The following is a 26,680-nucleotide window of genomic DNA, read 5'->3' as shown; positions in this document are numbered from 1 at the left end:
GGGGTAGTGGGCCACCGGGTCGCGCAGCACGGGGGCGGTGGGGGTCGCTGCCAGTGCCGGCTGTGCGGGTGGCACGTGCCGCCCGACGAAGGTGCCCGCCGCGCCCAGGGCCACGATCAGGTGTGCGTCGATCAGGGCTTCGTACGCGGCACGCACGGTGCCGCGCGCCACGCCCAACTGCGACGCCAGGTCGCGCCAGGACGGCAGGCGTGCGCCTGGCGCCAGCCGCCCCTGGGCAATGGCCGCATGCAGTGCCTTGCGGATCTGCTCGGTGACCGGCTCGCGCGCGCTGCGGTCCAGCGCCAGGTGCAGGGTAGCGGGCAGGGGGTACGGGGGAGCCATGTGGGCGTGATGTCATGGGCGGGCAAGCGTTCAAGGGCGGCAGCAAAAATGCCGGCCTATGGATCATGCCCATGATCCGCACGCCGTGCCGCAGCAGGGGTGGCACGGGGCTGGCGGCAATGTACAGGGGTACTCGGTGGACATCTGCCCGTAGATCTATGACGAGATAAAGAGGGAACTGAAGCGCCGAACCTGAAGCTCAAGTACCTGCTGGTGGACGGCAAGAACCGCATCACCGACGTGAAGGACAACGTGGTGGACCTGGAGTGCGGCGGCACGGCCAACACGGCGGCGCGGCAAAAGGAGATTGCGTTCAGCCACCACATCTTCGTGGCATCGTCGGCCTTCCTGGTGCGCAAGAACTCGGGCATCAAGACGCTGGACGACCTGCAGAACAAGAAGATCGCCGTGCAGGGCAAGACCACCAACGAGAACCTGCTCAAGGCCAACGAACGCACTTTCAACCGCAAGTTCAACTACGTGGCGGTGGACAGCACGCTGGACGCCGTGAACGCGCTGGCCAAGGGCGAGGCCGACGCGGCCTTTGCCGACGACGCGGGCATCTGGATACCGCTGACGCGCCTGGGCAAGTCCATGGACGACTACCAGTTTCTGGACAAGCGCCTCTCGGTGCAGCCCTACAGCATCGGCCTGCGCCGCGAAGACCCCAAGTTCAAGGAGCTGGTGGACCGCGTCACGCGCCGCATGATCCAGGGCGGCGAAATGCTGACGCTGTACAAGCGCTGGTTCAGCTCGGACCAGGGTACGCTGCCGATGAGCATCTTCATGAAGGAAGCACTGCGCAGACCCAGCGACATCGGGGTCGAGGAGATAGCATTCTGACAATTTTTCAGCGGGCTGCGGGCGTCCACACCGCATCGCGGTGGTTCTCGAACCAATTGCAAACCTCGACACTGCCGCGTCATCGGCTGAACTATCAGCTAGTCGCCCGACGCGGGCTGTGTCCCTGCTGCGGCAGGCCAAATCAAAAAGCGATTCTCGATAACACACGAAGATTAAGCGACATACATACATTGTGAATATGACGTGCGGGTGTCCATGTTGCGCCCCCGGTTCAGGTGGTCATCGACCTCAGCCGCGCAGCCGAGCATGCGCGGGTACAGAAAAATCGTGAACGCCGCCGTCTCGAGCTCAGAGGCGCCGATCTCGCCGGCCTGCAGCGGCCTCCACAGCATCTTGAGCAGCAGCGCGGCAATCACCGCGTCGATGTTTACGCAGTACACGTTGCGCGACACGCCGGCCGCGTGTAACTCCTGCACCAGCACGCGATAGAAATCGTGAAACACGTTGCGCTCGCCGCGCTCGTCGAACAGCTTGGCGATAAACACCTCGCGTGGGTCGTGGTTGACCGGCTTGTCCTTGAAGACCGGGTGGTTCACGCCTGGCAGCTTAGCGATGTCCAGGCTGCCCTGCGTCTTCTTCTGCATCTTGTACTTCGCGTACTGCGCCACAGCCTTGGCGGCTATGGCCTGCAAGTTAATGCCGTGGTCCTTGGCGCTCGGGTCTTGCAGACCGCTGTCCTTGAACTGCTCGACGAGGTAGGCGATGCCTTCATAGCCGTTGCCACCGTGCGCATATCCGGTGTGTGTGAGAAAACCGATCAGCGCCTTGTTCAGCTGCACACGTTCGGGCTGCTCTGGCCCATCGGCAGACACTGCGCCCTTGGCGCCCTGCGCCGAGATCGATCCGGGGCCGTTGGTCAGCAGTAGGCCGACCAGCGTCTGGAAGGCGAACAGGTCATCCTTACCCGGCGTGCGGCCTAGCAAGGCGACGAACGCCGTCTCGCCTAGGCTAAGCTCGCCCAGAAGCCGCGCCTGCGAAATACCGCAAAAGCCCTCTGGCGCATGCAAGGCCGCGTCGGCCGACGCACCGATCAGTGTGCCGAACAACTGCAGCCACCACGGTAAGCTCTCAGCCGTGGAGCGCGAGATCCGTTTGCGCGACAGCGGCCCCCAGGCCAACGTAGCCGCAATGGCGGCCAGTACGGCCGCCTCGGTCGGGTGGCCCGGCTGGGCTTGCAGCCAGCGCAGGAACACCGACTTCCCACCGCGTGCGGCAACCCCGTGGAGCAATGACTGCGCACGCGCGTCAAGGCTGGCAGTGGTCAGCCCGGCGTGGCTGCCTGCGCTCACCAGCGCGATGTCGAAGTCCTCGCTCATCGAGGCGCCAAACTCCATGCCTAGCCCGGCCGCGTGAAAGCGCTCGATGATGAGCTTAAGCGCGTCGCGCGCCTCCCGCTGGCGCCTGGGGCCGACGATGGCGGCAGCAGCGGCCAGCACCGCGTTGGGCGCGTTGCCCGCTTCGCGGCTGGCCTGCGCGGCGGCCAGCTCGGGCCGGGCATGCAGGTTGACGTAGGCGGCCACGGCCGGTGCGATCAATTTGCCGTCGTTCTCGCCACCAGCGTCGTGAAGCAGCGCCAGCGCCACGTTGGATTCCAGCGAGAAGGTGGCCGCACGAAGCATGCTGGTGCCGTGCAGGCTGCTGACCTGCGTCTTCGCGTCCATCTGTGAAGCCCCGGATGCGTCCTTCATGGTCTGGCGCGGCACCACGCCGCCGATCTGCGTATTGAGCAGCTCGACCTGCTCGTTGTAAGGCGCCAGGGCTTCGACCACGGGCAGGCGCAGCGCATCCGGCATGTCCAGCCCATCGTCCGAGCCGAACCAGGGCTTGAGAGCTAAATTGCCCTCAGCCGAGAAGTCTGGCAGCGTGGCGTTGGCGCGCATTACCGCCGTTAGCGCTGCCGGAATATGGGCGATGTTGGTCACCACCGCGCCCTTGGCCGAAACCACCGGGTTCTCGGGTGTGAACAGTTCTGCGACCTCGAACTTCTCCATGAACCATCGCTCCTTCGCCTGCGCATCGTCATGACCGCCGGCCATGGCGCCGGCATGGCCGACGGGGCGCGTAAGCTTGCTCTTCCAGCGGCCGACCACGCAAGCCACTACCGGCTTGGTAAAGCTGGCGTCGTGCTCATAGTACCCGCCCGGTTCACAATAGAGTACGGCCGCCTTGCTGCGAGCGTCGTTGGCTAATGCGAAGGCAAACTCCGGTGCGGCGTAGTGGATGTAGACGTCTTTGCCACTGCTGATTACGGTAGTCGTTCCCCAGCCGGCCATGCGCAGGTACTGCGCGATGGTGGTGGAGAAGCCGCCGGAGTTAGAGAAGATCGCGATCGAGCCTGGCCGCAGCGAGTCGCTGGGCTTGTCGCCGCCCAGAGCGCCGCCGATGCGAACCTGGTTCCACGAGTCGGCCACGCCTAGGCCGTTGGCACCGAAAATGTCGATGCCGTGCTGCTGACCCATAGCGCGGATCTCGCGTGCGTCGTGCACAGAGATCTTCTCTGTGACAATGAAGATCTTGCGCAGCTCGGGGTTCACGCGGATCAGCTCCGCCACGCCGTCGCGTGCGGCCGAGGGCGGCAGATAGACCACGCCGCAGTTGAAGCGGTGGCCGGCCGCCAGAGCGTCGCGCACGTTGTTGTAGACCGGTATGTTGCCGATGGCAGTCTCCAGAAAGGCGCCGCCCTTGCCGGGCGCCGTGCCGCACACTACATTGCCGCCCGAGTATGCGTGGCTTACAGGTGTGACGTCGCTCGACTCGCCACCAAGAATGTTGAGTACGCAGACGCGATCAGCACGTGAGGCGATCTGCGTAAGCGAGCTGATGCCGACGTAATACTTGAAGTCGCCCACGCTCTGACGCTGGAACATGCTCGGCATTATTTCTCCTCACGCAATGCGACTACAGGCGCTTCAATGCCCAGGCGCTGCGTGATTTGATCGCGCCCGCCATCGTGCATCCACCGGTCGATCTTCTTAGCGAACTGGATTACCTCGCTTATGTCGGAGTCGAAACCGAACAGGCGGTAGGGTAAGCCCAGCGCATCGCAGGTATCGCGTAATGCGCCCATCCCGCGCACGAGGTTCGGTCCGCCGCGCCCGACCACTACGTACAGAGGCGTTGGCCCGCGCGCGCTGAAGTGCTCGCGCAGCGCATCGGCCATGGCGCGCATCGTCTCGAAGATGTCTGTGTTGTTGCTTTTGCCGCCGATGATGAACAGCACGTTGGCCTGACGCAGCCAGTGCTTGAAGCAGATGCGCGCCACCTCCTTCATCTTTTCGTATGGTGGGTTACCGCCGAAGTCCGAACTGATGATGGCCGCGTCGCCCAGCATCTCCGTTACCAGCGAGTTGGCACCGCCGCCGAAGGTTGGCGCGAGTACCGTTCCCTTATCGTTGATCACATACACGTCGCTCTGGCCCTGGTGTGTGCGCAACGAGTTGATCTCCTGCTCGAAGTTCGAACAGTCGGCGGCGAAAAGATGAGGCGGCAGCTTCAGGCGCAGCCAACGCGGGTCGTCGCGATCGAAGCCGCACTTGAAGTCGCAGGCCACTGGCGTCAGACGGCCCTTCTTGTCCTCGCGCATGCGGATCGGGTTGAGTTCGAGCGTGGTCATGCCGAAATTGTGGAAAAGCTCCCAGAGCTTAGGCAACTGCTGCATCAGAGGCGAAATAATCTCCTTGGGCGCGCCGATCTCCGTCAGCGCGTTCGCAACCACAAAGGCCTTGAGGCCGGTTAGTGGATCGAAAGGCACCATCGCGACCTGCGTCTTATCGAGCTCCTCGATGTCCATGCCACCCATGTGCGTGAGCGTCATGGTCGGAGCACGGAAGCGCGTGGAGTCGCTTATAGAAAAGTACACCTCGTGCTTGGCCGGTACGCCTGCCTCGAAAGTCACACCGTTGGCCTTGGTGTTGACGTGGCCAACAATGTGTTCGGCGAAGAAAAGGCGCTCCTTTTCAGCCAATGCGCTTTTGATATCAGTCGCACGGCCTATCAACCCAGCTTTACCTTTCTTACCAACCCCGCCTTTGAAGATTGGCTTGACGAACAGCAGGCCGTACGTGTCCAGCATTTGCTTGATGTCTTCCTCGCTGGCTGCAGGCCCAAGTACCTCCGTAAAAGGAAAGCTTACTAGGTCTAGTAGATGCGCTCCATGCAACATTCCGGTAATCTGCATCAGACTTTCTCGTAGAGTTCATACATGCACGTTGCGGCTTGAAACTCCGCCACTGCTAGTCAGATGCTAGATGCAGCGATGCCCCTACGGCTTCTTTGATCACGAAGCGTCCGCCGCTAGACGCGACTGTCAAGCCATTTTCAAAGCGGCATATCCGCCGCATGAAATGCCAAGCAGACTACAGCGCGTGCCAAAGCGGGCAAGAGGTTTTCTGCGGAGAAGACTGAGTCAAGATTGCACGATCGCGTTTGCGCGAATTCTCAATTTATCCAACAGCTTCGACGGCTCGACCATGCTAAACCAACTGACTTCAACAGTGAATGGATCGAGAAGTGCCTGGCGTACGAAGACGGCCGTTCGTCGCGCAGCGTCAACAACAAAGCTGAGGACGTCGAGCAGCGTCTGCACTTGCTGCAAGAGTGGGCTGACATGATCGACGCCTGGGTGGCAGGCAATATTCACACGCCGACGTTGCTACCCATGTCGATGAAGGTCACCCAATCCTCGACATCCGCAAGATCCCGCACCACACAACAAGCGGTAAGGTTGAAACGGCGCGGAAACTCGCCTCGACGCTCCATGTCGTAGATCGTGGTGCCGGAGAGCGGCACCATCTTGTGCAGTTCCGTCCGCCGGATCGTGCGCCGGAAGGACACAGCGCTTGGACCGTCCGATTGGGGGCGCTGTTCGAGGTTTTGCAGGCCTTCGACGTGCCCGCGGTGACGGGCCCTGACGGCTGACGCTTCGCCTTTTCTGATCGACTCCATCCACGCTGCGGCGGCAACCGGTGTTCGATCACGCGCGGGTGCTACAAACGTTGGTACCCTCATCGTGCTGGAGCCAACATCTATCGATAAATGTGTTGTAGCGTGCACAGGCTTAGCTTGGGGCAAAGGTCGCCACTTATCTGTTGCACAAGCTGCAGCGCAGTCCACATGGCACTGGCACGCGTCATGACTATTCGTGGACTTCTTTGTGCAAAGCAACGTCTTGACGGCCAATGCCCGGATAGCCTGGTTCGTACTCGGCCCTCGCGAGAACTGCCGCATGTTCGGCGAACGTTCGCACTTTGAGTTTTTGCGTAATGCAGCGCAGTTGGTGAGCGACCGTCGAAAACGACTTGTTCAAACAATCGGCGATCAGCCGATACGGTAATCCAGCACCGTTTACTCCGCCGGTTTTGAGCCCTACCAAGCTAGGCGTTGAGGCAGCAGTTATGGCCATTCCGACTCGACTATTGGCTTTCACGAGCCTTCGCGGCAGCCAAGGTCTGGCGGATTCCCTTTGCATAGGCAGTCTTGCGCACCGGGCCGATCAGTTGCTGCAGCGCAGAGTCGTCCATGAGCAACGGGTCGGTCAACAGGTAGTGCATCTCGACCATCTCGCGCATGAAGGGCTTGAACAAGCCGATCAGGCGCAGCATCGTCTTGCTCGCAACCCGCAGCCTGAGGCGGGTGCCGGTCTGGCGCTCCATCTCGGCCACCAGTGCGCGCTGCGAGGTCACGCCTGCGCCGGCCAGGTTCCAGATCTTGCCGAACGCAGCCGGGGTGTCGATCAGCCTGGCGACCACCGGGCCCACGTCGGGCACGAAGACGAATTCATGCGGGCGGTCGATGGGGCCCACCATGTCCGCGGTGCCGCCGTGCACGGCCGCCTGCACCGCACCGTCGAGCAGGCTGGCCTGCACACCGGGGCCATAGAAGTCCGGCAGGCGCAGCACGGTCGCGTGGATCCGGCCCTCGCCATGGGCCTGCATCACCAGGTCTTCCTGCGCCTTGCGCATGCGGCCCTTGAAGGTGTGTGGCATGCGCGGGTGGTCTTCACGCACCGGGTTGGCCGTTGGCATGCCGTAGGGGTACACGGTGCCGATGAGCACGATGTTCTTCACGCCAGCGGCAATGGCCCCGGCCAGCGTCTTGCGCATCAGCTCGGGGTGCAGCTCGAACTGCCAGTAGTTCACGCCCACCATGTAGACCAAGGTCTCGATGCCGGCAGCAGCTGCCTGCACGGAAGCCGGGGAGTCGGGGTTCCATGTCACGACTTCGGCCAGCGGGTCGGCACCGAAGGCCTTGCGCAGGCTGGACTCGGTGCGCCCGACGACGCGGTAGGGCCGGCCCGTGGCGCTGAGCGCAGCGGCGATGCTTTGGCCGATGGCGCCTGCGGCACCGAAGAGGGCTGTTTTTGGCATGGCGAAACTCCTGGGAGGGATGGAAAGGGACTTGCCGGGCAGCGCACACGTGTCGCCGGGCTGCAGCCGCCTGGGTGGTGCCAGCGCTGCAAGGCTGCAGTTTGCAAGTGATGCAGCTCAATGAAAATTGCCTAGAATTGCATTGCCGCTATAAATAAATGCATGCCATGACCGACAACGAGCCGAACTGGGAGTGGTACCGCACCTTTCTGAACGTGCTGGAGACGGGCTCCCTGTCTGCCGCTGCTCGCAAGATGGGGCTGACCCAGCCCACCGTGGGGCGCCACATCGACAGTCTGGAGGCCGCGCTGGCGCTCAAGCTCTTCACCCGGTCTTTCGACGGCTTTGCGCCCACCGATGCCGCGTTGGAGCTCGCGCCCTACGCCAACGGGGTGGCCGCCACGGCGGCGGCGCTGCGCCGCGTGGCCAGCAGCCATGGCGCAGGCGTTCGCGGCACCGTGCGGCTGACTGCCAGCGAGGTCATCGGCGTGGAAGTGCTGCCGCCCATCCTGACCGCCCTGCGCAACGAGCACCCGCACCTGACCATCGAGCTGGTGCTGTCGAACGCGGTGGACGACCTGCTGCACCGCGAGGCGGACATCGCGGTGCGCATGGTCAAGCCCACACAAGAGGCCCTGGTGGCCCGGCGCGTGGGCGGCGTCGAGATCGGGCTGCATGCGCACAAGCGCTACCTGGCAGCACACGGCACCCCCAAGACGTTGGACGACCTGGCCCGCCACGCGGTGGTCGGCTTCGACCGCGAAACCCCATTTCTGCGCAAGCTGCAGGTGCAGTTTCCGGCATTCGCGCGGGCAGGGCTGGCGTTCCGCGCGGACAGCGACCTGGCTCAGCTGGCTGCGATACGCGCCGGCTACGGCATCGGCGTATGCCATGTGGCACTGGCTGCGAAGGACAAGTCCCTGGTGCGCGTGCTCAAGTCGAAGTTCGCGCCCACGCTGGACACCTGGATCGCCATGCACGAAGACCTGCGCGAAAGCCCACGCTGCGCGGTGACCTTCGCGGCGCTCGCTGCGGGGCTGGGCGCCTACATCAGGCAGCCGTAGCGCCAGCACCTTTTTTTCCTGGCGTCCTGGCATCCCTGCGGGCGCTGGGGCGCCATTCCCAATGGGCGGCTGCTGCAGGCTGCGCGCCTGAGATCGACCGCCGCCAGAGTGCCCAGGCGCGCCCGTCCATGCCTGCCGAAGTCAGTCACCGGTCTGTTCAGGGGTATGCATAAATGCATGGAAGCTAGCGATATTTAGGCAATTACTTTTTAGGTAGTGCGGGCGCAGACTTCTCCCATCGCAGCACGGCTGGGCAGCGTAAAAGCCCGCAGGGGGCTTGGCCCGCCAGCTGCGAAGAACGCCAGCAACCAGGCCGTAGCCTTGCGCGCAGCGTCTATTTCCAACGCCCCGCACCCTGATTTCAGGAGCTTCCCATGACGACTGTGACCCAACGCAATGCCCACCGCGGCTTCTATGCAATCGCTGCCGCTGCACTGGTGGCGGCCAGCCTGACCACTGCTTTTGGCGCAACGCCCGAAGCTGGCTCCGCTACCGCCAAGCCGATAGTGCCCATGCGCTCTGTGGCTTCGCCCTCTGGCTCCCACCAGGCACTGGCCACCCAATGGGTTGCTTTCTGGAATGGCGACCTCGACCTGGCCAAGGCTATCGTTGCCCCCGACTTCGCCCTGCATGCCACCTTGCTGGACGGGCGGCCTGACACGGCCATCCGCGGCCCAGCAGGGCTGGCCGGCTGGGTGGCGCAAAGCCATGCGCTTTTTGGCGAACTGCGCTTCACGCTGCAGGTGGGCCCCATCATCGACGGCGACTTTGCCGTGCTGCGCTGGGTGGCCGAGGGCCGCTACCGCGGCGGCATCCCTGGTGCCTCCGCACCCATCGGCACGCCACTGCGCTTTACCGGCACCGACATCCTGCGCATCGAAGGCGGCAAGGTGAAGGACTACTGGCTCAACGCCGATACAGGCGATCTGCTGATGCAGTTGAAGGTGGGCCAGCCGCCAGCTGCTGCGGCCAAGTAATGCAGCCTGGCTCTCCGAGTCATGTCGACACGCCATTTGCCCCATTGAAGCGCGTTTCGACTCGGTTCGCGATTTCCCCATCTTTTCTAGTACCGGTCTATGCAAACAGCTGCGCGGTAGTTCCGAGCCCTGCTCATACGCCCGGTGCCAGCTCTTGAGGGCGGTTGGTGAGTTCCATGTACTCCCGACCCGGTGAATCCAATAGGACGTTGAAATTGCCATACGGAGAAACGCAGCCACGCAGGGCGGGTTGAACTTTGTCTGTGGGCTATACGAAGGCGACCGGGTGACCGTGCCTTAACCCTGGACGACAGGCAAGACACTGATACTCGAGTGAGAGATCGGCGCTATTGGAGCACTGGATCGCGATGTCTCGAAAGCGGAACGGCGTAGCACCGTCGTCGTGCGAGCTAGCCGGGAGCCACCTGCTCAGCCGACCAGCCATCCAGCCGAGGTATCACCAACGAATCGATATTGATGCCGGTGGTCCGCCCACGCCATGAAACACAAGTCTGCGCCCGGCTGCACCTGCGACCCAAACCAACTTCAGATCGACTCTATAAAGTGGTTTAAGAGGATCCGTGTCTGTCCAGAGATGTCTCGGGATTCTCGCGTGCAAAGATTAAACTGGCGTGCGGCCCATGGCTCGTTGAGCGGGATCACCGCCATGGTCCGGGTGGTCGCAAACTTTAAAGAATATGTGTCGGGAACGATCGCTATACCGAACCCAGCTTGGGCCATGCTGCAAGCAGAGTCATAGCTGGAAGTGCGGATACGCGTCCGCAACTGTCGCCCCAGCTCAACCGCCGACCGCTCAAGCAACGCCTGCACGGTGCTTTTGGCTTCCTGCTGGATGAATTCGTAGTCGACAATATCCGAAAACCGAAGGTTCTTGAATTCCGACAAGGGGTGGGTGAATGGTACGACCACCATCAAGCGGTCGATAAAACATGGAACGATGTCCAATCCTTGCGCGGCAGACGGCCCCCAACAAATCCCCAGATCGGCATCGCCTTCGAGGAGGGCCAGGATCGATTCCGAGCTAACTAGCGCGCGAATGTCTACACGAATGTTTGGATGCTTCGCGTTGAATGTCTCCAGCGCGCGTGGGACGAAGGCCATCAGCGAAGACTCGCTGGCAACGACTCTCACCACGCCTCTGGCGCCCATTGCGTAATCAGCAAGCTCTCCCTCCAAACGTGCTACGTCGCGCAGGATTGAGCGGGCGTAGTGAAGCAGCGCTTCCCCGGCTTCGGTGGGCTGCATACCTTTACGTTGACGGTGCAGCAACTGGACGTGCAACGCAATCTCGAGATCAGCGATGCGCTTGCTGACTGCCGAGGCCGCGATGCATTCGCGCTCGGCCGCCTTGGAGAAACTCTGCTCTTCAACGATCGCCAAGAAAAGCTTCAGGGTGACAAAATCCAGCCTCGATACAAGGTTGGCGGGCCTGCGAATGGCGAGCTGAATTTCCCGACTTCGCGGCGATGCAAGGGATCTCGCTGCAGGATCGTTACTGTTTGCCATACGAGGAATGAGTTGTATACCAATTAGCGAGAAGCGTTCCGCAGTGCTGCTAGCCGCAGGCATGCCTTGCTCCAATGGATTCTACAGAGGGAGCACTGCCCCATCGGTCATAAGGTTGCCTCAGCGTGCGCTACTAGCCGACCGAGATGGAATGAGTCATCCCCGTGCAACTGCTCCGCGACAATCAGTGTGCTAAAGATCGCACTGGCCCGATCATTGTTCTGTACGCTATTCCCAAGCAACTGCGAGGCCAACCGCACCATGGTTGTGCCGGTACGGTTGATTTGGACTTTTGCACGTGAAACAGCTATCTCTCTGTCTGCTTCTAGGCGATGCCGACAGGCGCAGGCAGCCGCCATAGACGAACTTCGCGCCAACTCAAGGGCCATCTTCATCTCAGCGACTTCGACCCGCATAGCTTGTGAAGTTGATGCCAAGCGCTGATAACGCTGGTCATTGCGTGCAGAGTTGATAACGAAGTCGACCAGTGACGCCATAACACCAACCGTTTGAGCACAACGCGCGGCCGTCACGTGATCCCAAGCGCGCCGCAGTAAGGTCGTCAGGTCGGCTCGCGCAGCGAAGCAATTCGCAGCCTTAACGGTGACGTTATTCAGCAAAACTTCACCCAGCCATTGCCCGTTCCATGATAGTTTTCGCTGCACCCGAAGGCCCGCAGAGGTCCGATCGATCAGCGCCAGAACCATTCCGCTGCCATCGACAATACGGGCAGGCACCAAAAACCGATCCGACTCGGCAGCGCTCATAATTTGGTCGCACGAACCGTGGATCACCCATTCAGAACCCGCCGGCCGCACAACGAAACTTCCGGGACCCGGGTCGTTATAGCCGGTCACCACCGACAACCGCGTCGCACCCTTAACAATATCCTCTATCAGGTCGCCAGCCAGAGGCTGTTGCCTGTAAGAGTTCAGTACCTGCACCGTATGCACCACCGTTGGCACAAACGCGTCGTCGACTCCGGCTCTTCCTGCATGCTCCATGAAAATCATGGTTTCGACAGCTCCAGCGTGCAATTCAGAGGCAGATGATTCGACGTTGAGTGCAAGCAAACCGGCTTTGGCGTACTCGCTCCACCGTGCATTCGGCGCCGTGGACAGCAAATCTCCGTGCCGGCCGAAGCGACGTGCGACGACTTCACGTAGCTGTTGCTGAGACTGCGTCAGGTCAATGTCCATGCTTGATCGCTTACTGACCTAGCACTGAATCGGCGATCACGTTTAGATGGTCGGGGCTGCCCGAGGCCAACTGTCCCTCCAACGTGATGTACTGTCCAACGACTGCATTGCGCCAGTTTACGGAACGACCTTCCGTGGCATCAGCTTTATTGCTGCCAGTAAGCTCTAACAGCAAATGCAAAACGTCGCGGCGAAGCTGTGCACCTTTGAGCCTCAGCATTGACATCGCAGCATCGACGGCAAATTCCAGGCAGTGGGGCGCTGTGACACGAAATTGCAGGATTTCCAGCGCAGTCAGCTCTGCTTCAAGCTCAGCGATTCGAAGACGCCACAACCAGAGTTCTGTGTCGGAAGGAATGCACCGTACCTTCAGTTGGCTCCTGGCGCGGGCCAGCAATTCTTTTATCGCGCCTGTGCCCGCCAAGTGCGTCCGGTCGTGCCGCAACACAAATGCGGAATAGCGCCAGCCATGGTGCTCTGCGCCTACCAAATTCTCGAACGGCACTTTGACATTATCCATAGTGACGTCAGCATAGCCGGAGCGCCCTGCGCCTGCAGAGCTGGGAAGCACGGTCACCCCTGCAGATTTGAAATCAACTAGTACGAGGCTCGTGCCCGCCTCTGGGCTGTGCTCATGGTCAGTCTGCACCAGGACCAACATCCAGTCCGCATACAGGGCAAAATGCACCTGCGCCGCGCGTCCGCTAACCCGATACCCGTCTGCGCCACGGGTAGCCGAAAAGCCAACCGGTCTCATGGCAGGGCTGTTGGGAGATTTCGGCAGCCCCGCGCACCACCAGTCGTCCAACCGCGCCATGCGCTTGAGGAACCGCTCTTTTTGAGTCTGAGAACCAAAAGCAGCCAAAATGGGTCCGACTATCGACACATTCGCATCGACCGGTGGCGGCAAGCAAGCGCGCTCTATTTCTTCTTGCAAGATTAGCCGTTGCACCTCGGTAAGCGGGGCTCCTCCCCACTCGAGTGGCCAGTGCGGTACGGCCCAGCCAAGCGCATGCAATGCCAAGTGCGACGCTCGGATCTCTTGCGGCTCAAGCGACAAGCCGCAGCGGACCCGCTCCATAACCTCAGAGCCGACGGCAAGGTGCAACTTGGCTCGAACCATCGAACAGAAGGCCTGTTCAGCAGTGTTCAGGCGAAGGTTCATGGACCGGTCAGTAGGAAATCGTCACCAGCCGCTCTTCCATCATTTCGCGTACAGCGTAACGTGGACCTTCCCGACCGAAGCCGCTGTCCTTGACTCCCCCGAACGGCATCACATCGACGCGCGAACTCGATGTCTCATTAATATGAATGCCACCGAAATCAAGTAGCTTCGCTGTGCGAAGCGCGGTGGAAATATCACGAGTGAAAAGGCCCACGGCGAGACCAAACGGCGTCCCATTGGCCTGACGTACAGCTTCGTCGAGCGAAACGAACGGCATGATGGACACCACTGGCGCGAAAATTTCCTCGCAGACCACCTTCATGTCGGCGCTCACGTTCTCCAATATGGTTGGCGCGACAACTGAGCCCTCCCGCGTTCCACCGAGCAGCACGCGAGCGCCCGCCTCGACCGCCTCGGTGATCCACCGCTCTGCACGTTGCGCGTGATCGAGCGTGATCATCGGTCCGACCACGGTGTGCGAATTCAACGGATCACCGAAGGGGATCTTGGCAGCGCTGGCGACAAGTTTCTCTACGAATTGGGCGTAGATGGACCGGTCGACCAGCACGCGCTGCACCGACGTACAGACTTGTCCTGCTTTGCGAAAGCAAGCACTCATGAGTTTGGACACGGCGACTTCAAGGTCGGCGTCATGACAGATAATCGTGCTGGCGATGGATCCGAGTTCGAGCTGCGTTCCACGCAGACCAGCGGCCTGTTGAATCTCCTTGCCTACTCGCGTGCTGCCCGTGAAGGTGTAGTAAGCAATACGGGGATCTGCCAACAGAGCGCGTCCGGTCGTCTTGCCAGGCCCATGCAGCAGCGACAACAGGCCAGCCGGCAATCCTGCATCATAAAACGCCTGGCAAAGCAACGAAGCGGTCAGTGGGGTGAACTCGGAGGGCTTGAGTACCACTGAGTTGCCGCCTGCCAGCGCGGGACCAATCTTGTGCGCCACGGTGTTAAGGGGAGAGTTGTATGGGGTGATCGCGCACACAACGCCGCGCGGCACCAACACAGTAAAGCCCAATCGCGTGAGGAGGCCCCGCGTCGCATCCATCGGGACCATTTGGCCTGACAAGCGTTTAGCCTCTTCAGCTGACAACTGGAGCGTCTGCACACAGCGCCGGACCTCGTTCTCGGCGTCAACACGCGTGAAACCGGTCTCGTTGATGATCAGTTCGTAAAACTCTTCGCTCCACTCCGAGACCAGGCTCGCAGCGCGCGTGAGGACCTCGAACCGCTCGACCGGCTCCAGACGATTTCTCTCGAACGCCTTCTGCGCACCGTAGACCGCAAGATCTATCTGCTCGGGCGACGCGACTGCCATCTTGCCGAAGGCCTTACCTGCAAACTTCTCGCGCAGTGTCTCGAACTCGCCGCCATCCACGCGCTCGCCGCCGACGACGAGCTGACTGAGGTAGTGTTTGTCAGACATTCGCAGCTCCATGCAGTACCGCATCGATCTCGGCAATCGCATGATCGATCTGGTCGGCCGTGATGACCAGCGGTGGGGTGAGCCGCAACACGCACCCGTGGACCCCAGTGGTCGAAACCAAAACACCACGCGCGCGAAGCGTTTTTTGCACGTACGCCGTCAGGGCCGGATGCGGCTCCTTCGTCTCACGGTCCTTCACGAATTCGACCCCAATCATGAGTCCGAGTCCTCGCACATCACCAATCGCCTTGTGGGTGATTGCAAGTTGCTTCAAACCGGCGACGAAGCGCTTACCCATCTCGGCAGCTTGATCGGCTAACCGCTCTTCGGCCAAGATGTCCAGCACAGCGTGTCCAGCGGCCATACCGATCTGGTTGTTAGATCCGAACGTAGTGAAGTGATCACCTTCGTCAAACGCGGTGCCCAAGGTCTCGGTCGCCATGAAGCCGCCCAACGGCACGCCTCCTCCGATCGCCTTGGCGAAAGTCACTGCATCGGGCTCGAGATCCCAATGTTCGTGCGCGAACATGCGGCCAGTCCGGCCCCAGCCACTGAACACTTCGTCAAAAATCAGCGTGATGCGATGCTTTCGGCAGAACTCTTGCACTTCCGGCCAATAGTTCGCGGGAGGGATGAACACCCCGCCCACGCAAATGATCGGTTCGGCGATCATCGTTACGATTTCACCGGCGGCGCGAGTTTTGATCGCGTCTTCGAGACTGCGGGCGCAGGCAGCGCCGAAGTCCAGTTCGTTCTTCGCGCCACTTCGATAGAAGTAAGGGGCGGGAGCGTGAACGATACCCGGGAAGGCCGAATAAGGTCCGAAACCCTTCTTGCGCGCAGCGTTGCCCGTCAGGCTCAGAGGGAGCGACAGCCGGCCGTGGAAACCATGCTCTAGGGCGATCACGCCGTAGCCTTGGCGATGGGTCTTGGTCGCGTGCTTGAACGACAGCTTAATCGCACCCTCATTGGCCTCGGCGCCGCTGTTCGCGAAAAACACGCGGCTTAGCCGGTTGTCCGAAAGCGCCGCGATTCGCCCCGCGAGGCCAGAGGTCAGAGTACTGTAGTAACGGCCAGGCCCCTGCAGCAGCTTGCCGGCCTGTTCCCGGATGGCAGAAACCACACGCGGGTGACAATGACCCACTGAGACGACACCGGGCCCGGCCTCCAGATCAAGGTACGTGCGGCCTTCGGAATCCGTTACTTCGCAAGCACACCCCTCGATCATCACAGGGTTAGAAATATTGGAGCCGGGCACCAGATGTTCGCCCATTGGGTCGGCGTGCGGCTTGGAAAGAACTGCTTGAGTCATGGTCAGACCATCTTTCGGTTTTGAGTGTTGTGAAGCGTTGCTAGTGGCCGGTTTCAGTTGTAGCCAAGCACTGCAATGTGGGTGAGATCAAATTCCGCGTCTTGGCCGCAGGGGTCGAGACCCTCATGCGCGGAAGCCGGAAGGTATGTGCGAGACAGGCTTGTTGAAAGCTGCTCATCGATCGCTTGATACTGGCGGTCCGAAGTCGCCGCTGACCGCAAAAACGCGTGTGCGGCGTGATGAAGATGGGGTTGATCGTGCTGCATCACATGAATCCATAGTCGCCGCGGGCTGCCTCTAAGCTCACGAAGCCGTCTTTGATGTCGCTCTCGACAGCAGCGCGCGTCCGATCGGCGGGATTGCCGTAGCCACCAGCACCGTTAAGTTGCAGACACAGTACATCGCCGCGCTTGATCGTGATCACTTCCTTGGATGAGACTGTGCGTTCCTGCTCACCGCTGACGACGCGCGTCGTCGCGAGTTTTCCGGGTTTGCCGCCCTCCAAACCGAAGGGTTGAAAGATGTGACGGTCACCAAGCAGCGAAACGGTCGCCTCCGCGCAAAGCAGTTCGATTTCTTTACGCACTGCGCTGCCGCCGCGAAATTTTCCGGCTCCGCCCGAGTCCGCAACGAACTCCACCTTACGAATCAGTACGGGATTGTTCATCTCATGCACTTCAACCGGAATGTTGGAGCAGTTGAACACCGGCGACAACGCCTCGGTCCCGTCGGTATCTGCCCGCGCACCATAGCCGCCCAGCACCAAGTCGTACATGACAAACGGGCGACCACTGTCATCGATGCCCCCGATGTTAGGGTTGGACCAATGCGAGAACGCCGCCATAGTTCGCAGAGGAAGTGCCTTGGCTAGAGCACCCGCGACCACCTCAAACATCCGCACTTGGATTGCTGCGCGGCCGCCACTTGGCGCCGGATGCTTGGGGTTGAAAAAGCATCCCTCTCGCGCCACGACTTTGATCGCATCGATGGTGCCAGCGTTTTGCGGCAACAGCGCTCCCGCAATGGACCGTACCGCAAAGCCAGCATAGGCCCGCGTGTAGTTGATGTACGAGTTAATGCCGGCCGCAACCTGGTCGCTGCTGCGGGAATAGTCCACCGTGATCGCGCCATCACGCACCGTCAGATCAACAGCAAATGTCACCGGTCCGGTGTCAGGACCGTAATCGTCAATCCTATCTTCGAACGCGTAGTCGCCGTCCGGAATCACACCCATCAACTCTTTCATGCGCGCGCAGGAACGCAGAAGGATTTCGTCGATGCACTCTTCGACGACGTGCTCCCCCATCGACTCGTAGAGCCGCACGAAGCGTTCGACACCCACGAAATTAGCGTTGCGTTGGGCACGCAAGTCTCCTTCGACCTTGATCGGTATGCGCACATTGCCCAGAATCATTTGCAAGAGGTCCGGCTCGAATTCGCCGCGGCGCACCAGCTTGACAGGCAGTATCCGGATGCCTTCTTGGTAAGCGTCGGTCACACCGTGGACCACTTGAGAGCCAGGTCCTGCACCCCCCACGTCCACGTGGTGCGCCACGTTCACAGTGAACCCAACCAGGGTATTGCCGAAGAAGGCAGGAGTGACGAAGAAGATGTCGGGAAGATGACCCGAACCCATATATGGGTCGTTCACCACAATGGAATCTCCGGGCTCAAAGGTCTCCGCCGCGAAGCGCCGCAAGACGTGCTCCATGAGGTATGGCATGGCACCGAGGTGACCGGGCGAATAGTTGCCCTGCGCAATCAGCCGACCGCGGCGGTCGAACAGTCCGGTCGAGAAATCATCCCCTTCGCGCACGGCTTCCGAGTAGGCAGTACGACGGATGGTACTGCCCATCTCGTCGGTCACCGACAACAGGGAGTTCCAGACCACGGAAACGGAAATCGGGTCGATTTGACGGCTCATACTCACTCCCCTGCAATGTCGATGATCAGGTGGCCACCATGGCCAATGCTTGCCACATCGCCCTTCAAGATGACCGTAGTAGCCTCGCGCTCCTCGATGATCGCGGGGCCAACGACCCGCTCTCCTGCACTCAAAGAACCACGGTCGACGACCTGCACTTCGCTGTAGTCATCGGCTTCCGGGAAATAGGCCATCCGCGTTTTCCGGACCCTGGTTTTCTGCTCGCCCATGAGGGCGGGCACGCCGGCTCCTTCGTGATTGCCGTCCTCCCATTCGGCGGCCAGATACCACTCGGTGGCCTCGGTGGCGGCCGTGACTTCGGAATAGCCGAAGTTGCGCTTGTAGGCTTCCTGGAATCGATCGACCAGATATGCCAGAAAGCCGTCCTGTGTTGAATCCTGCTCCAGTTCGACCCGCAGATCGTGGCCTTGCCCGCGATAGCGCATGTGGACGGCGCTGGTCCAGATCAGCTCATCGGCGCGCGCACCCATCTGCTCGAGTTCCGCCACTACCTTGTTGCGCAACTCGGCGAACACTGCCGTGATCGATTCCGCATGGGCGGGGCCGACTTCAATGATCCGCGTGACCGAGGCATCGACCTTCGGACGCGCTCTTAGCAGACCCACGGCGGAGCCAACACCAGCGCCGTGCGGGATGACGACGCGCCGGACTCCGACCTGTCGCGCTAGTCGCGCGGCATGGACGGGACCCGCACCACCGAACGCGATCATCGCGTAGTCTCTGGGGTCGCGGCCGCGCTCGATGGAGACGATGCGCAACGCACGCTCCATGTTGCTGCTCACCATGGCGTACACACCCCACGCCGCTCGGCCTGCGGAGATGCCCAGCGGGTCGGCGATGGTCTCGCGTATGCCACGCTCCGACGCCGCTGCGTCCAGTTGGATGGCGCCGCCGTTGAAATTCGCCGGATCCAGATAGCCAAGCACCACGTTCGCGTCCGTCACGGTCGGCAGCTCGCCGCCGCGCCCATAGCACATAGGTCCGGGATCTGAGCCCGCGCTGTGTGGGCCGATTTTTATAAGGCCCATCTCGAGACTGGCAATGCTGCCGCCCCCTGCTCCGATCTCCAGCAATTCGATCGACGATATGTTCAATGGCAGGCCGCTGCCCTTAAGGAAGCGAACCATGTCGACTTCGAAGGTAGGACTGATCGACGGGCGACCATGGTCGATCGCCCCGAGCTTGGCAGTCGTGCCACCCATATCGAATGTGAGAATCTGATCGAGGCCCAATTCCTTGCCAACCTCGGCACACATCAGCACGCCTGCAGCGGGCCCGGACTCGACAATTCGGACCGGATAGTTGCGCGCCATTTCGGGAGAGACCAACCCGCCGTTCGATTGCATGATCGAGAGCCCGCAGTCAAGACCGGCTTGCTTCAGCACGGCCTGCAATTGATCAACGTAGCGCCGCACGGGCGGCTGCACGTAAGCGTTCGCGACCGTCGTGCTCGTTCGTTCGTACTCACGATAGCGTGGCGAAACGTCACTCGAGGCGGTCACAGCAATACCGGGCACTTGCTGGCGAATTCGCGCGCACACCCTTTGTTCGTGCTCTGGATTGACGAACGAATGGAGAAAACACACGGCCACGCTAGCATAGCCGCCGTCCTTGAGTTTCTCGATGATTTGGTCGATACCGGCATCGACTAGTGGGGTGACAACCGTGCCGTCGTGCAGCAGCCGCTCAGCGATCTCGAAAATATCGCGGCGCTGCACCAATGGCTGAGACTTCTTGAGATGGAGGTCGAAGACGTCATAACGCTTTTGCCGTCCCAACAAGACGATGTCCCGAAAGCCGGCCGTCGTTATCAGGGCGGTCCGTGCACCTTTTCTCTCGAGGATGGCGTTGGTCGCGACAGTGGTGGCGTGAAGCACGCCTTCGACTTCCGCTGGTACGGCACTGGCCAATGCGATCAGCTCTTTGATCCCGCGACTCACAGCCTCAGCGGGATTGCCGGGCGTGCTCGAAACCTTGTGGAAGATTAGTGGTCGACCCGGCCTCTCGAGCGCGAAGTCTGTAAAGGTTCCACCGATGTCGAATCCGATTCTTGTCATTCTGGCTCCTAGGGGCTGTTCCCCGAAGTATTGAGAATGCCACTCGATATCGCTCGAGTGTTATCTCTTGGAGAGTTGCCCATCGTCATTGGCGACGCTGTGCAGCTGCAGGCGATTAGTCAAGGTCGCTTGGAGGCTTCTTCAAGATGGCATGCAATCCGGATCCAACTTGATGTCGATCAGAAAAGGCCCCACCCGATCAGCCGACGACATCGCGGCGAACGCCGCCACCAGGTCAGCACCGTTGCGAACCGTCGCGCCGCCCGCGCCCAACGCCTGCGCCATCGGCACGAAATCGGGCCAGACGAATAGCGACACGGCAGGATCCATGTCGCGGTTGCGGAAATGAACGTGCTCTGCACCGTAGCTTCCGTCGTTGCAGACCACGACCACCAAGTCGAGTTTCTCTCGAACCGCCACGCTCAGTTCTCCGAGGCCGCTCAACATCAGACCGCCATCCCCGACAATGCACAATGTCGGTCGTCCGTTGGCAGCGACAGCGGCGCCCACGGCCTCGCCTAGGCCAAGTCCGATCGCGCCGTAAGCGATCGTATGAACGAAATCCCTGGGGTGCAACACATCGATCTCAGACCACGCACCGTGATTAAACCGACCCCCGTCCATCACGCACACGCGATCCTTCGGAAAAGACGTGTTCAATCCCTGCATCGCCTCGATCATGTCGATCGTGCCTTCTCTCGGCTTGCGAGGCATGCGAGTCGGCCGGGAGAAGCCTGCAAGCTTCTCGCGCAAGTGATCGGAACGGTATCCCGATCCTGGAATCTCCGCTTCATCGAGCCATTTCGTCATGGCTTGTGCAGTTAGTCCGGGATCACCTGCCAGCCCGATATCAATGTCGATCAACTTGCCCAGTTCGGTGGCTGATGGGTTAATCTGGATGATGCGCTTGTTCTGCGTGAGTCCCCCGAGGCCCGCTGTGTACTTGTTGAGGCTGGCACCGAATGCGATCAGGCAGTCGCTCGCGCCTATGACCTCAACGGCGACCTCGGAGCTGAGGGTTCCGCAGATTCCAAGGTCGAACGAATCACCGGCGAACAACCCCTTGCCGCGCAGCGTGGTGGCAACGGGCGCCTCGATTCGCTGAGCGAATTCCTTCACCGATCGGCTGGCTTCCGGATCGATGGCGCCGCGACCGGCGATTACGACTGGGCGTTTCGCAGAGGCAATCATGCCGATGGCGATGTCCATGTCGTCGCTAGATGCGATGGCACTGCGCGTCTCCGGGATCCGCAGTGACGGCTTCTCGTAAACGGTCTCCATCCACTGATAGTCGGCAGGCATGTTGAGTACCACGGGTCGCTTTTCGACGACGGCGCGGTAAAGTGCTCGGGCGACGTCCTGTACAACGGTCTGAGGGCTCCTCAACTGCTCGAACCCGGCACCCGTGGCGTGCACAAACTCACGCTGGTTGACGCTTTGGAAGTGGTTGCGGTCTTCGACCGCAGTGTCGCCGGCGATGAGCAACACCGGCAGTGCGCACTTGACGCCCTCTACCAAAGCTGTCAAACAGTTGGTAAGTCCCGGGCCTTGCGTGACAGTGGCTACCCCGACCCGACCTAACAATTGAGCGTACCCCAGTGCCATGAGCACTGCTCCCGCCTCGTGTACGGCGGCGACATAGCGACCGCGACCGTCGCGCAGATAGCTGTCAACAACATACATGTTGGCATCCCCTACCAGGCCGAACAGCTGATCGACCCCCGCATCGAGCAAAGCGCGCGAGATGGCCACGTGGACCTTGATTTTGTTTTCTTGACTCATAGTTCGTATTAAATTCCTAGGTAAGCACGGCGGACGCGTTCGTCCTTCATCAGCTCGCGGGCGGACCCTTCCATGATTTTTTGACCAAGTTCAAGGATCACTGCGTCGTGCGCCAGTCGCATCGCCCAATTTGCGTTCTGTTCCGCAAGAACGACGGTTAGTCCCTCAGCCTGCTGGACGGTCCTCAAGACTTCACCGATCCGTTCCACAATGACAGGGGCGACACCCAAGGAGGGTTCGTCCAGCAGGATGACGCGAGGGCGGCTCATTAACGCGCGGCCGATCGCCAACATCTGCTGCTCGCCCCCAGAGAGGCTGCCCGCCGCCTGGGAGCTGCGCTCCTTAAGACGGGGAAAGTAGCTGTAGACCTGCTCCAGCCGTTTCGACAAGTCGCCTCTCGGCTGCGAGAGCGCCCCCATTTCGAGGTTCTCGCGGACGGTCAGGGCTGAGAACACCCGGCGGCCTTCGGGCGAATAGCCAATGCCCTGCCGAACAATATCCTCCGGTTTGACCTTGCGCAGATCAACACCGCACCAGGTGATGCCGCCACTCCAATCCCGAATTAGTCCGACAATGGCCTTGAGCGTGCTGCTCTTGCCCGCGCCGTTGCTGCCGACCAATGCGAGGGTGCGCCCTTCGTTCACGGAGAACGATAGTCGGTCGGTCCCTTTGATCTGGCCATACCTGACTTCTAGGTTCTCAATTTTCAACATCGTCTTGACTCCTACCTAGATACGCTTCGATCACCTTGGAGTCGCTCAACACTTCCTTGGGGGTGCCATGCGCAAGGAATTGGCCTGCAGCCATCACGACGACGTGATCGCACAAACCCGCGATGAAGCGCATGTTGTGTTCAATCACCATGACGCCCGTCCCGCCGTCTCGTACCTTTCGGATGACGTCGCGCACACGGTCCGTTTCCGCTGCGCTGAGCCCGGCCACTGGTTCGTCGAGCAACACGACTTTGGGCCGCGCCGCGAGCGCCAGCACGATGCCCAAAATCTTCTGGAATCCGTAAGACAGATCCTCGCACTTGAAGTCAGCCACGTGCCCAAGGTCAAACATGCTGAGAAGTTGGTCCGCTCTAAGGTCAGCCTGCTCGATCTGCATGAGAGTGTCGCGCGACGGGAACAGGCTGCGCACGATTCCGGGATAGCGTTGTAGGTAGGTGGCGCGCTGCGCGTTCTCCCGCACGGTTCGTCCGAAATACAACGAGGTGTGCTGAAACGTGCGCACCAACCCGCGCCGGCTGCGCTCGTGCGCTCGGTAAGACGTCACGTCCTCTCCGGCGAAAAGCACCTTTCCACCGCTGGGTGCCATCGTTCCTGACATCACATTGACCGCGGTTGTCTTTCCCGCGCCGTTCGGGCCGATCAGCCCGACGATTTCGCCAGCACTGACGTTGAGCGACAAGCCGTCGAGCGCTTTCAGGCCGCCAAAGTGCCGAGATAGGTTGTTCACCTCAAGCAGGGTACTCATGCCAACTTCTCCTTCCCCGACTCGGCGGCGCGCAAGCGGCGCCGCGCCCATGCCCGTCCCACGCGGTCATAGATCTCCACCATGCCGCCGGGGAATGAAGCCATCACCACGATGAGTACCACGCCGAAGATGATCTGCTGAATCTCGACAAAGCCTCGCAGCAATTCGGGCAGGGCAACCAGAAACACTGCGCCAATCAACGGGCCGACAATGTTGTACATACCGCCAATGATGTTCATCACAACCAAGTTGAGCGACACCTGTATCGCGTAGGTGTTTGGGTCGATGTACTTCAAGTACAACGCCAACAGACCGCCTTGCAGGCCGGCCATCGCGCATGCGATCACGAATACGCGCACTTTCACTGCGAGTACCGGAATGCCAGCAGCCTCCGAGATATTTGGCGCTTCTCGCACCGAATCAATGATGCGGCCGTACTCCGAACGCAACAACGCGGCGCTGAACCCAACGCAGACGACGGCGAATGCCAGAATCACGTAGTACATGGCGAACGCCGAGTCCAGTTTTGGATGAAGCGCCGGCACCTCTAGGATGCCGTTTGCCCCCCCGGTCACGCTGATCCACTCCACGAAAACGAGCCGCACGATCTCGCCCAGTAGGAACGTAACAAGTACGAAGTACTTGCCGGTCAGCCGCAACACAATTGGGCCGACGATCATCGCCAAAATCGCGGGGGCCACCATCCCCACGGCGAGGCCGATCCACGCCGGCAGGCCGGTCTTCATTGCAAAGAGCACGCAGGCATACCCGCCGACGCCCATGAACGCCGCATGGCCTAGGGAGATATGTCCCGTGCGGATGATCAGATGCAGGCTTACCGCTCCGATCATGTTGAGGCCGACAAGAACCCCCAGCGAGAGGCCAAATCGGCTGGTGAAAAGCAGCGGCCAGATGACCGCGCATGCAAGTACGAGCACTGTCGCTATGCGCGCCGTCGAGGAGCTTGGAAACCACACCTTATTCATCACTTACTCCGGCTTGCCAAGCAGGCCCCAAGGGCGGAAGACCAGCAACGTGATAACGACGCCGAACGAGACGAACTGCGAAACCGCTGCACCCCAGAAAGTCGACAGGATGCTCTCACCGAAGCCGAGTAAGAGCCCCCCTAGCGCCGCACCCGGGATACTTCCCATGCCGCCCAAGATGACGACGATGAAAGAAACCATCACCGGCCGCGAACCCATGAACGGAGACAGCACATAGGTTTGTGCCCAGAGCGCGCCGGCCAGGGCACTCATGAAAATCGCGATGAAGAACGCCAGTACATAGATCGTTCGCACGTTCACACCCTGGGTTTGTGCGATCTCGAGATCCTGCGATGCCGCGCGCATTGAAAGCCCATGCTTCGTTTTCGCCATGAACCACCAGAACACAGCAAGGGTGACCGCCGCAACCACCACGATCATGAGTCGGTTGGCAGGGACCATCAGCATTTCATATTTGATGACGCCTTCGAGCGCCGGAGCAATGGAGCGTTCGTGCGAATCCCAAATCAAGACGGCGGTGTAAACGATCGCCAGATCAAGCCCGAGCAGCCCAATCATGCTCTGCAGCATCCGCTGATAGAAGTGCCGGAAAACCAGCCTCTCAAGTACGAGCGCAGCTAAAGCGACCGCCAGCGGAGCGAGCACGATCGCCACCACGAACGGGAGCTTGAATTTGTCGAAGGCGTAGAGCAGCGCGTAACCGCCCAGCATCGCGAACGCACCATGCGCGAAGTTAACTACTTTCATGATCCCGAACAGCAGCGTAAAGCCAAGCGCGATCAGCACGTAGATAGAACTCAGCGTCAGCCCGTTGACGAGAACCTGATAGAAGATTGGAAGAGTGAACATAGATGACCGGGAGTCAGCGCTTCGCAGGAGAGATTGCTGCGCGCGTTACCAATTTTCCGTTTTTGACTTCAGTGATCCAGAACTTCGTAAGCAGTTGATGGTTGACACCGTATTCGGCCATGCCGCCCCACACCACCGGTCCGTAGATCCCGGCGTCGTACCCGTCGAGCTTCTCGAGGGAATCGCGCACCTTTTGTACGTCAGTTGTCGAACCGGCCCGGCGGATGGCTTCCAGCAGAACCTTGGTCGCGTTGTAGAAAATTGGCACGTAACCGTCCATCACACCCGAACCGTACTTCTCGCGATACGCCTTCACCAAAGGCGCAGCGTTTGCTTCCTCGAAATCGATGATGTTGTAGGAGATGAAACCGTCGGCGTATCGCCCCGCCACATTCACGATCTCCTCAACCGACGGCCCGCCGACCTGCCAAATCACTTTGTCGTACCCGGCTTCACGCGCTTGCTTCACAAGGAGGCCGGCTTCCCCCGGGGCATTGCTGTTCAGGTCCATCAGGTCCACACCTTGGGCGATCATGCGAGCGATCAACGGCGCGAATTCTTTGCTGCCCCGCTCGTAGCCTTCGGTCCACACTTCGAACCCCTGGGCCTTGTAGGCAGCCATAAGGGTCGGCACCACAGTCTGACCAGTAGCATCGTTCGGATGAATGATGCCGGCCTTCTTCAGTTCGGGCTTCTGGGCCCGCATCCACTTCACCATCTCGGGCGCGAACTCAACGTTACTCAGCGTGATGCGGAAGTTGTAGGGAGCCTTATCAGCATTTTTTAGGATCGTCGGCGCGAATCCGTTGGACAGCAGGAGCGCAGGAGCCTTGTTAGTCACGGCCAACGCGCCGAGCACCGAACCCGAGCCGAAAGGGCCCAAGATGAACTTGATGCCGTCGGCATTTACCAAGCGCTCAGCGGCAGCGCGGCCGCCCGCGGCTGTATAGGCGTCGTCATACATGACCAGTTTTGGCTCGTACGTTTTGCCGCCGACTTTCACGCCGCCTGCCTTCATGGCTTCGTCGATGGCGAGTTGGCTTCCGCGCTGAATCGCAATTCCCCATGCAGTTCCGCCTCCGGAAAGCGGGCCGATAGCGCCGATCTTCAATTGCTCTTGTGCGATGACGGCACTACAGAGCACTGCGGCAAAAATTCCAAAACCAAATCGAAACATAGGTCCAAACGTCTTCGTCATTTCAGTACCTTTTTAGTAAAGTGGGGTGAATCGCAACCCATCGTGTCATGTCGTAGACATATGGCGCTTCTTGGATGAATAGCGTTAATTCGTGTTTGGAGAACTGAATT

22 protein-coding genes are annotated in these 26,680 nt (G+C 60.5%); 3 read left to right on the top strand and 19 right to left on the bottom strand.

The features are described from left to right. Window positions 1-342, bottom strand: a 342-nt coding sequence (locus ACK41V_RS07130) for a GntR family transcriptional regulator (protein ID WP_409779815.1), incomplete at its 3' end; no start/stop codon positions are given. Window positions 343-555: 213 nt separating this feature from the next. Between ACK41V_RS07130 and ACK41V_RS07125 the strand changes: the two genes are divergently transcribed. Beyond that, window positions 556-1,185, top strand: a complete 630-nt coding sequence (locus ACK41V_RS07125) for a transporter substrate-binding domain-containing protein (protein ID WP_409779813.1) — start codon at window positions 556-558, stop codon at window positions 1,183-1,185. 173 nt (window positions 1,186-1,358) lie between these two features. Here ACK41V_RS07125 and ACK41V_RS07120 read toward each other — a convergent pair whose 3' ends face one another. The 5 genes from ACK41V_RS07120 to ACK41V_RS07100 all read right to left on the bottom strand — a co-directional run bounded on the left by ACK41V_RS07120 (window position 1,359) and on the right by ACK41V_RS07100 (window position 7,571). Continuing rightward, entirely contained in the window at window positions 1,359-4,082 is a 2,724-nt protein-coding gene (locus ACK41V_RS07120; protein ID WP_409779810.1) for a CoA-binding protein, read from the bottom strand. Continuing rightward, complete coding sequence (locus ACK41V_RS07115) at window positions 4,082-5,383, bottom strand: ATP citrate lyase citrate-binding domain-containing protein (protein ID WP_409779807.1); 1,302 nt, start codon at window positions 5,381-5,383, stop codon at window positions 4,082-4,084. The genes ACK41V_RS07120 and ACK41V_RS07115 overlap by 1 nt, the downstream gene beginning before the upstream one ends. A gap of 228 nt (window positions 5,384-5,611) precedes the next feature. Next, window positions 5,612-5,845 carry a hypothetical protein gene (locus ACK41V_RS07110; protein WP_409779804.1) on the bottom strand — a complete coding sequence of 78 codons (234 nt, stop codon included), beginning with the start codon at window positions 5,843-5,845 and terminating at the stop codon, window positions 5,612-5,614. After that, a complete protein-coding gene (locus ACK41V_RS07105; protein WP_409779802.1) occupies window positions 5,842-6,150 on the bottom strand; it encodes a helix-turn-helix transcriptional regulator in 309 nt (102 codons plus the stop codon). Before ACK41V_RS07105 ends, ACK41V_RS07110 begins: the two co-directional genes overlap by 4 nt. Window positions 6,151-6,617: 467 nt before the next feature. Further along, on the bottom strand, window positions 6,618-7,571 hold the full coding sequence (locus tag ACK41V_RS07100; RefSeq protein WP_409779799.1) for an NAD-dependent epimerase/dehydratase family protein: 954 nt from the start codon (window positions 7,569-7,571) through the stop codon (window positions 6,618-6,620). A 167-nt stretch (window positions 7,572-7,738) separates the two neighbouring features. On the opposite strand from ACK41V_RS07100, the gene ACK41V_RS07095 reads away from it, so the two are divergent. After that, on the top strand, window positions 7,739-8,635 hold the full coding sequence (locus tag ACK41V_RS07095) for a LysR family transcriptional regulator (protein ID WP_409779796.1): 897 nt from the start codon (window positions 7,739-7,741) through the stop codon (window positions 8,633-8,635). 374 nt (window positions 8,636-9,009) lie between these two features. Then, window positions 9,010-9,612: an ester cyclase gene (locus ACK41V_RS07090; RefSeq protein ID WP_409779793.1), complete on the top strand. Its 603-nt coding sequence runs from the start codon at window positions 9,010-9,012 to the stop codon at window positions 9,610-9,612. 546 nt (window positions 9,613-10,158) lie between these two features. Here ACK41V_RS07090 and ACK41V_RS07085 read toward each other — a convergent pair. The 13 genes from ACK41V_RS07085 to ACK41V_RS07025 form a co-directional block, all read right to left on the bottom strand. Further along, the gene (locus tag ACK41V_RS07085) at window positions 10,159-11,139 is read right to left on the bottom strand and encodes a LysR family transcriptional regulator (RefSeq protein ID WP_409779790.1); all 981 of its coding nucleotides are present in this window, start codon (window positions 11,137-11,139) and stop codon (window positions 10,159-10,161) included. Between the two features lie 107 nt (window positions 11,140-11,246). Beyond that, a complete protein-coding gene (locus ACK41V_RS07080) occupies window positions 11,247-12,338 on the bottom strand; it encodes an acyl-CoA dehydrogenase family protein (RefSeq protein ID WP_409779787.1) in 1,092 nt (363 codons plus the stop codon). Window positions 12,339-12,348: 10 nt separating this feature from the next. Continuing rightward, complete coding sequence (locus ACK41V_RS07075) at window positions 12,349-13,503, bottom strand: acyl-CoA dehydrogenase family protein (RefSeq protein WP_409779784.1); 1,155 nt, start codon at window positions 13,501-13,503, stop codon at window positions 12,349-12,351. A 7-nt stretch (window positions 13,504-13,510) separates the two neighbouring features. Further along, window positions 13,511-14,941 carry an aldehyde dehydrogenase family protein gene (locus ACK41V_RS07070; protein WP_409779782.1) on the bottom strand — a complete coding sequence of 477 codons (1,431 nt, stop codon included), beginning with the start codon at window positions 14,939-14,941 and terminating at the stop codon, window positions 13,511-13,513. Then, the gene (locus ACK41V_RS07065; RefSeq protein WP_409779779.1) at window positions 14,934-16,253 is read right to left on the bottom strand and encodes an aspartate aminotransferase family protein; all 1,320 of its coding nucleotides are present in this window, start codon (window positions 16,251-16,253) and stop codon (window positions 14,934-14,936) included. Before ACK41V_RS07065 ends, ACK41V_RS07070 begins: the two co-directional genes overlap by 8 nt. 265 nt (window positions 16,254-16,518) lie before the next feature. Continuing rightward, on the bottom strand, window positions 16,519-18,177 hold the full coding sequence (locus ACK41V_RS07060) for a hydantoinase B/oxoprolinase family protein (protein WP_409779776.1): 1,659 nt from the start codon (window positions 18,175-18,177) through the stop codon (window positions 16,519-16,521). A 2-nt stretch (window positions 18,178-18,179) separates the two neighbouring features. Beyond that, the gene (locus ACK41V_RS07055; RefSeq protein WP_409779773.1) at window positions 18,180-20,255 is read right to left on the bottom strand and encodes a hydantoinase/oxoprolinase family protein; all 2,076 of its coding nucleotides are present in this window, start codon (window positions 20,253-20,255) and stop codon (window positions 18,180-18,182) included. 141 nt (window positions 20,256-20,396) lie between these two features. After that, complete coding sequence (locus tag ACK41V_RS07050) at window positions 20,397-22,037, bottom strand: thiamine pyrophosphate-binding protein (RefSeq protein ID WP_409779770.1); 1,641 nt, start codon at window positions 22,035-22,037, stop codon at window positions 20,397-20,399. Window positions 22,038-22,045: 8 nt separating this feature from the next. Further along, complete coding sequence (locus ACK41V_RS07045; protein ID WP_409779767.1) at window positions 22,046-22,750, bottom strand: ABC transporter ATP-binding protein; 705 nt, start codon at window positions 22,748-22,750, stop codon at window positions 22,046-22,048. Continuing rightward, the gene (locus ACK41V_RS07040) at window positions 22,737-23,516 is read right to left on the bottom strand and encodes an ABC transporter ATP-binding protein (RefSeq protein ID WP_409779764.1); all 780 of its coding nucleotides are present in this window, start codon (window positions 23,514-23,516) and stop codon (window positions 22,737-22,739) included. The genes ACK41V_RS07045 and ACK41V_RS07040 overlap by 14 nt, the downstream gene beginning before the upstream one ends. Further along, complete coding sequence (locus tag ACK41V_RS07035; protein WP_409779761.1) at window positions 23,513-24,502, bottom strand: branched-chain amino acid ABC transporter permease; 990 nt, start codon at window positions 24,500-24,502, stop codon at window positions 23,513-23,515. Before ACK41V_RS07035 ends, ACK41V_RS07040 begins: the two co-directional genes overlap by 4 nt. A 3-nt stretch (window positions 24,503-24,505) precedes the next feature. Next, window positions 24,506-25,372 carry a branched-chain amino acid ABC transporter permease gene (locus tag ACK41V_RS07030; RefSeq protein WP_409779758.1) on the bottom strand — a complete coding sequence of 289 codons (867 nt, stop codon included), beginning with the start codon at window positions 25,370-25,372 and terminating at the stop codon, window positions 24,506-24,508. A gap of 13 nt (window positions 25,373-25,385) precedes the next feature. Further along, on the bottom strand, window positions 25,386-26,570 hold the full coding sequence (locus tag ACK41V_RS07025; RefSeq protein WP_409779755.1) for an ABC transporter substrate-binding protein: 1,185 nt from the start codon (window positions 26,568-26,570) through the stop codon (window positions 25,386-25,388). Window positions 26,571-26,680: the final 110 nt, after the last annotated feature.

It is taken from the genome of Acidovorax sp., from assembly GCF_046291265.1.
Lineage (GTDB): Bacteria > Pseudomonadota > Gammaproteobacteria > Burkholderiales > Burkholderiaceae_C > Acidovorax.
This window is presented reverse-complemented; position numbering and strand designations above follow the sequence as displayed.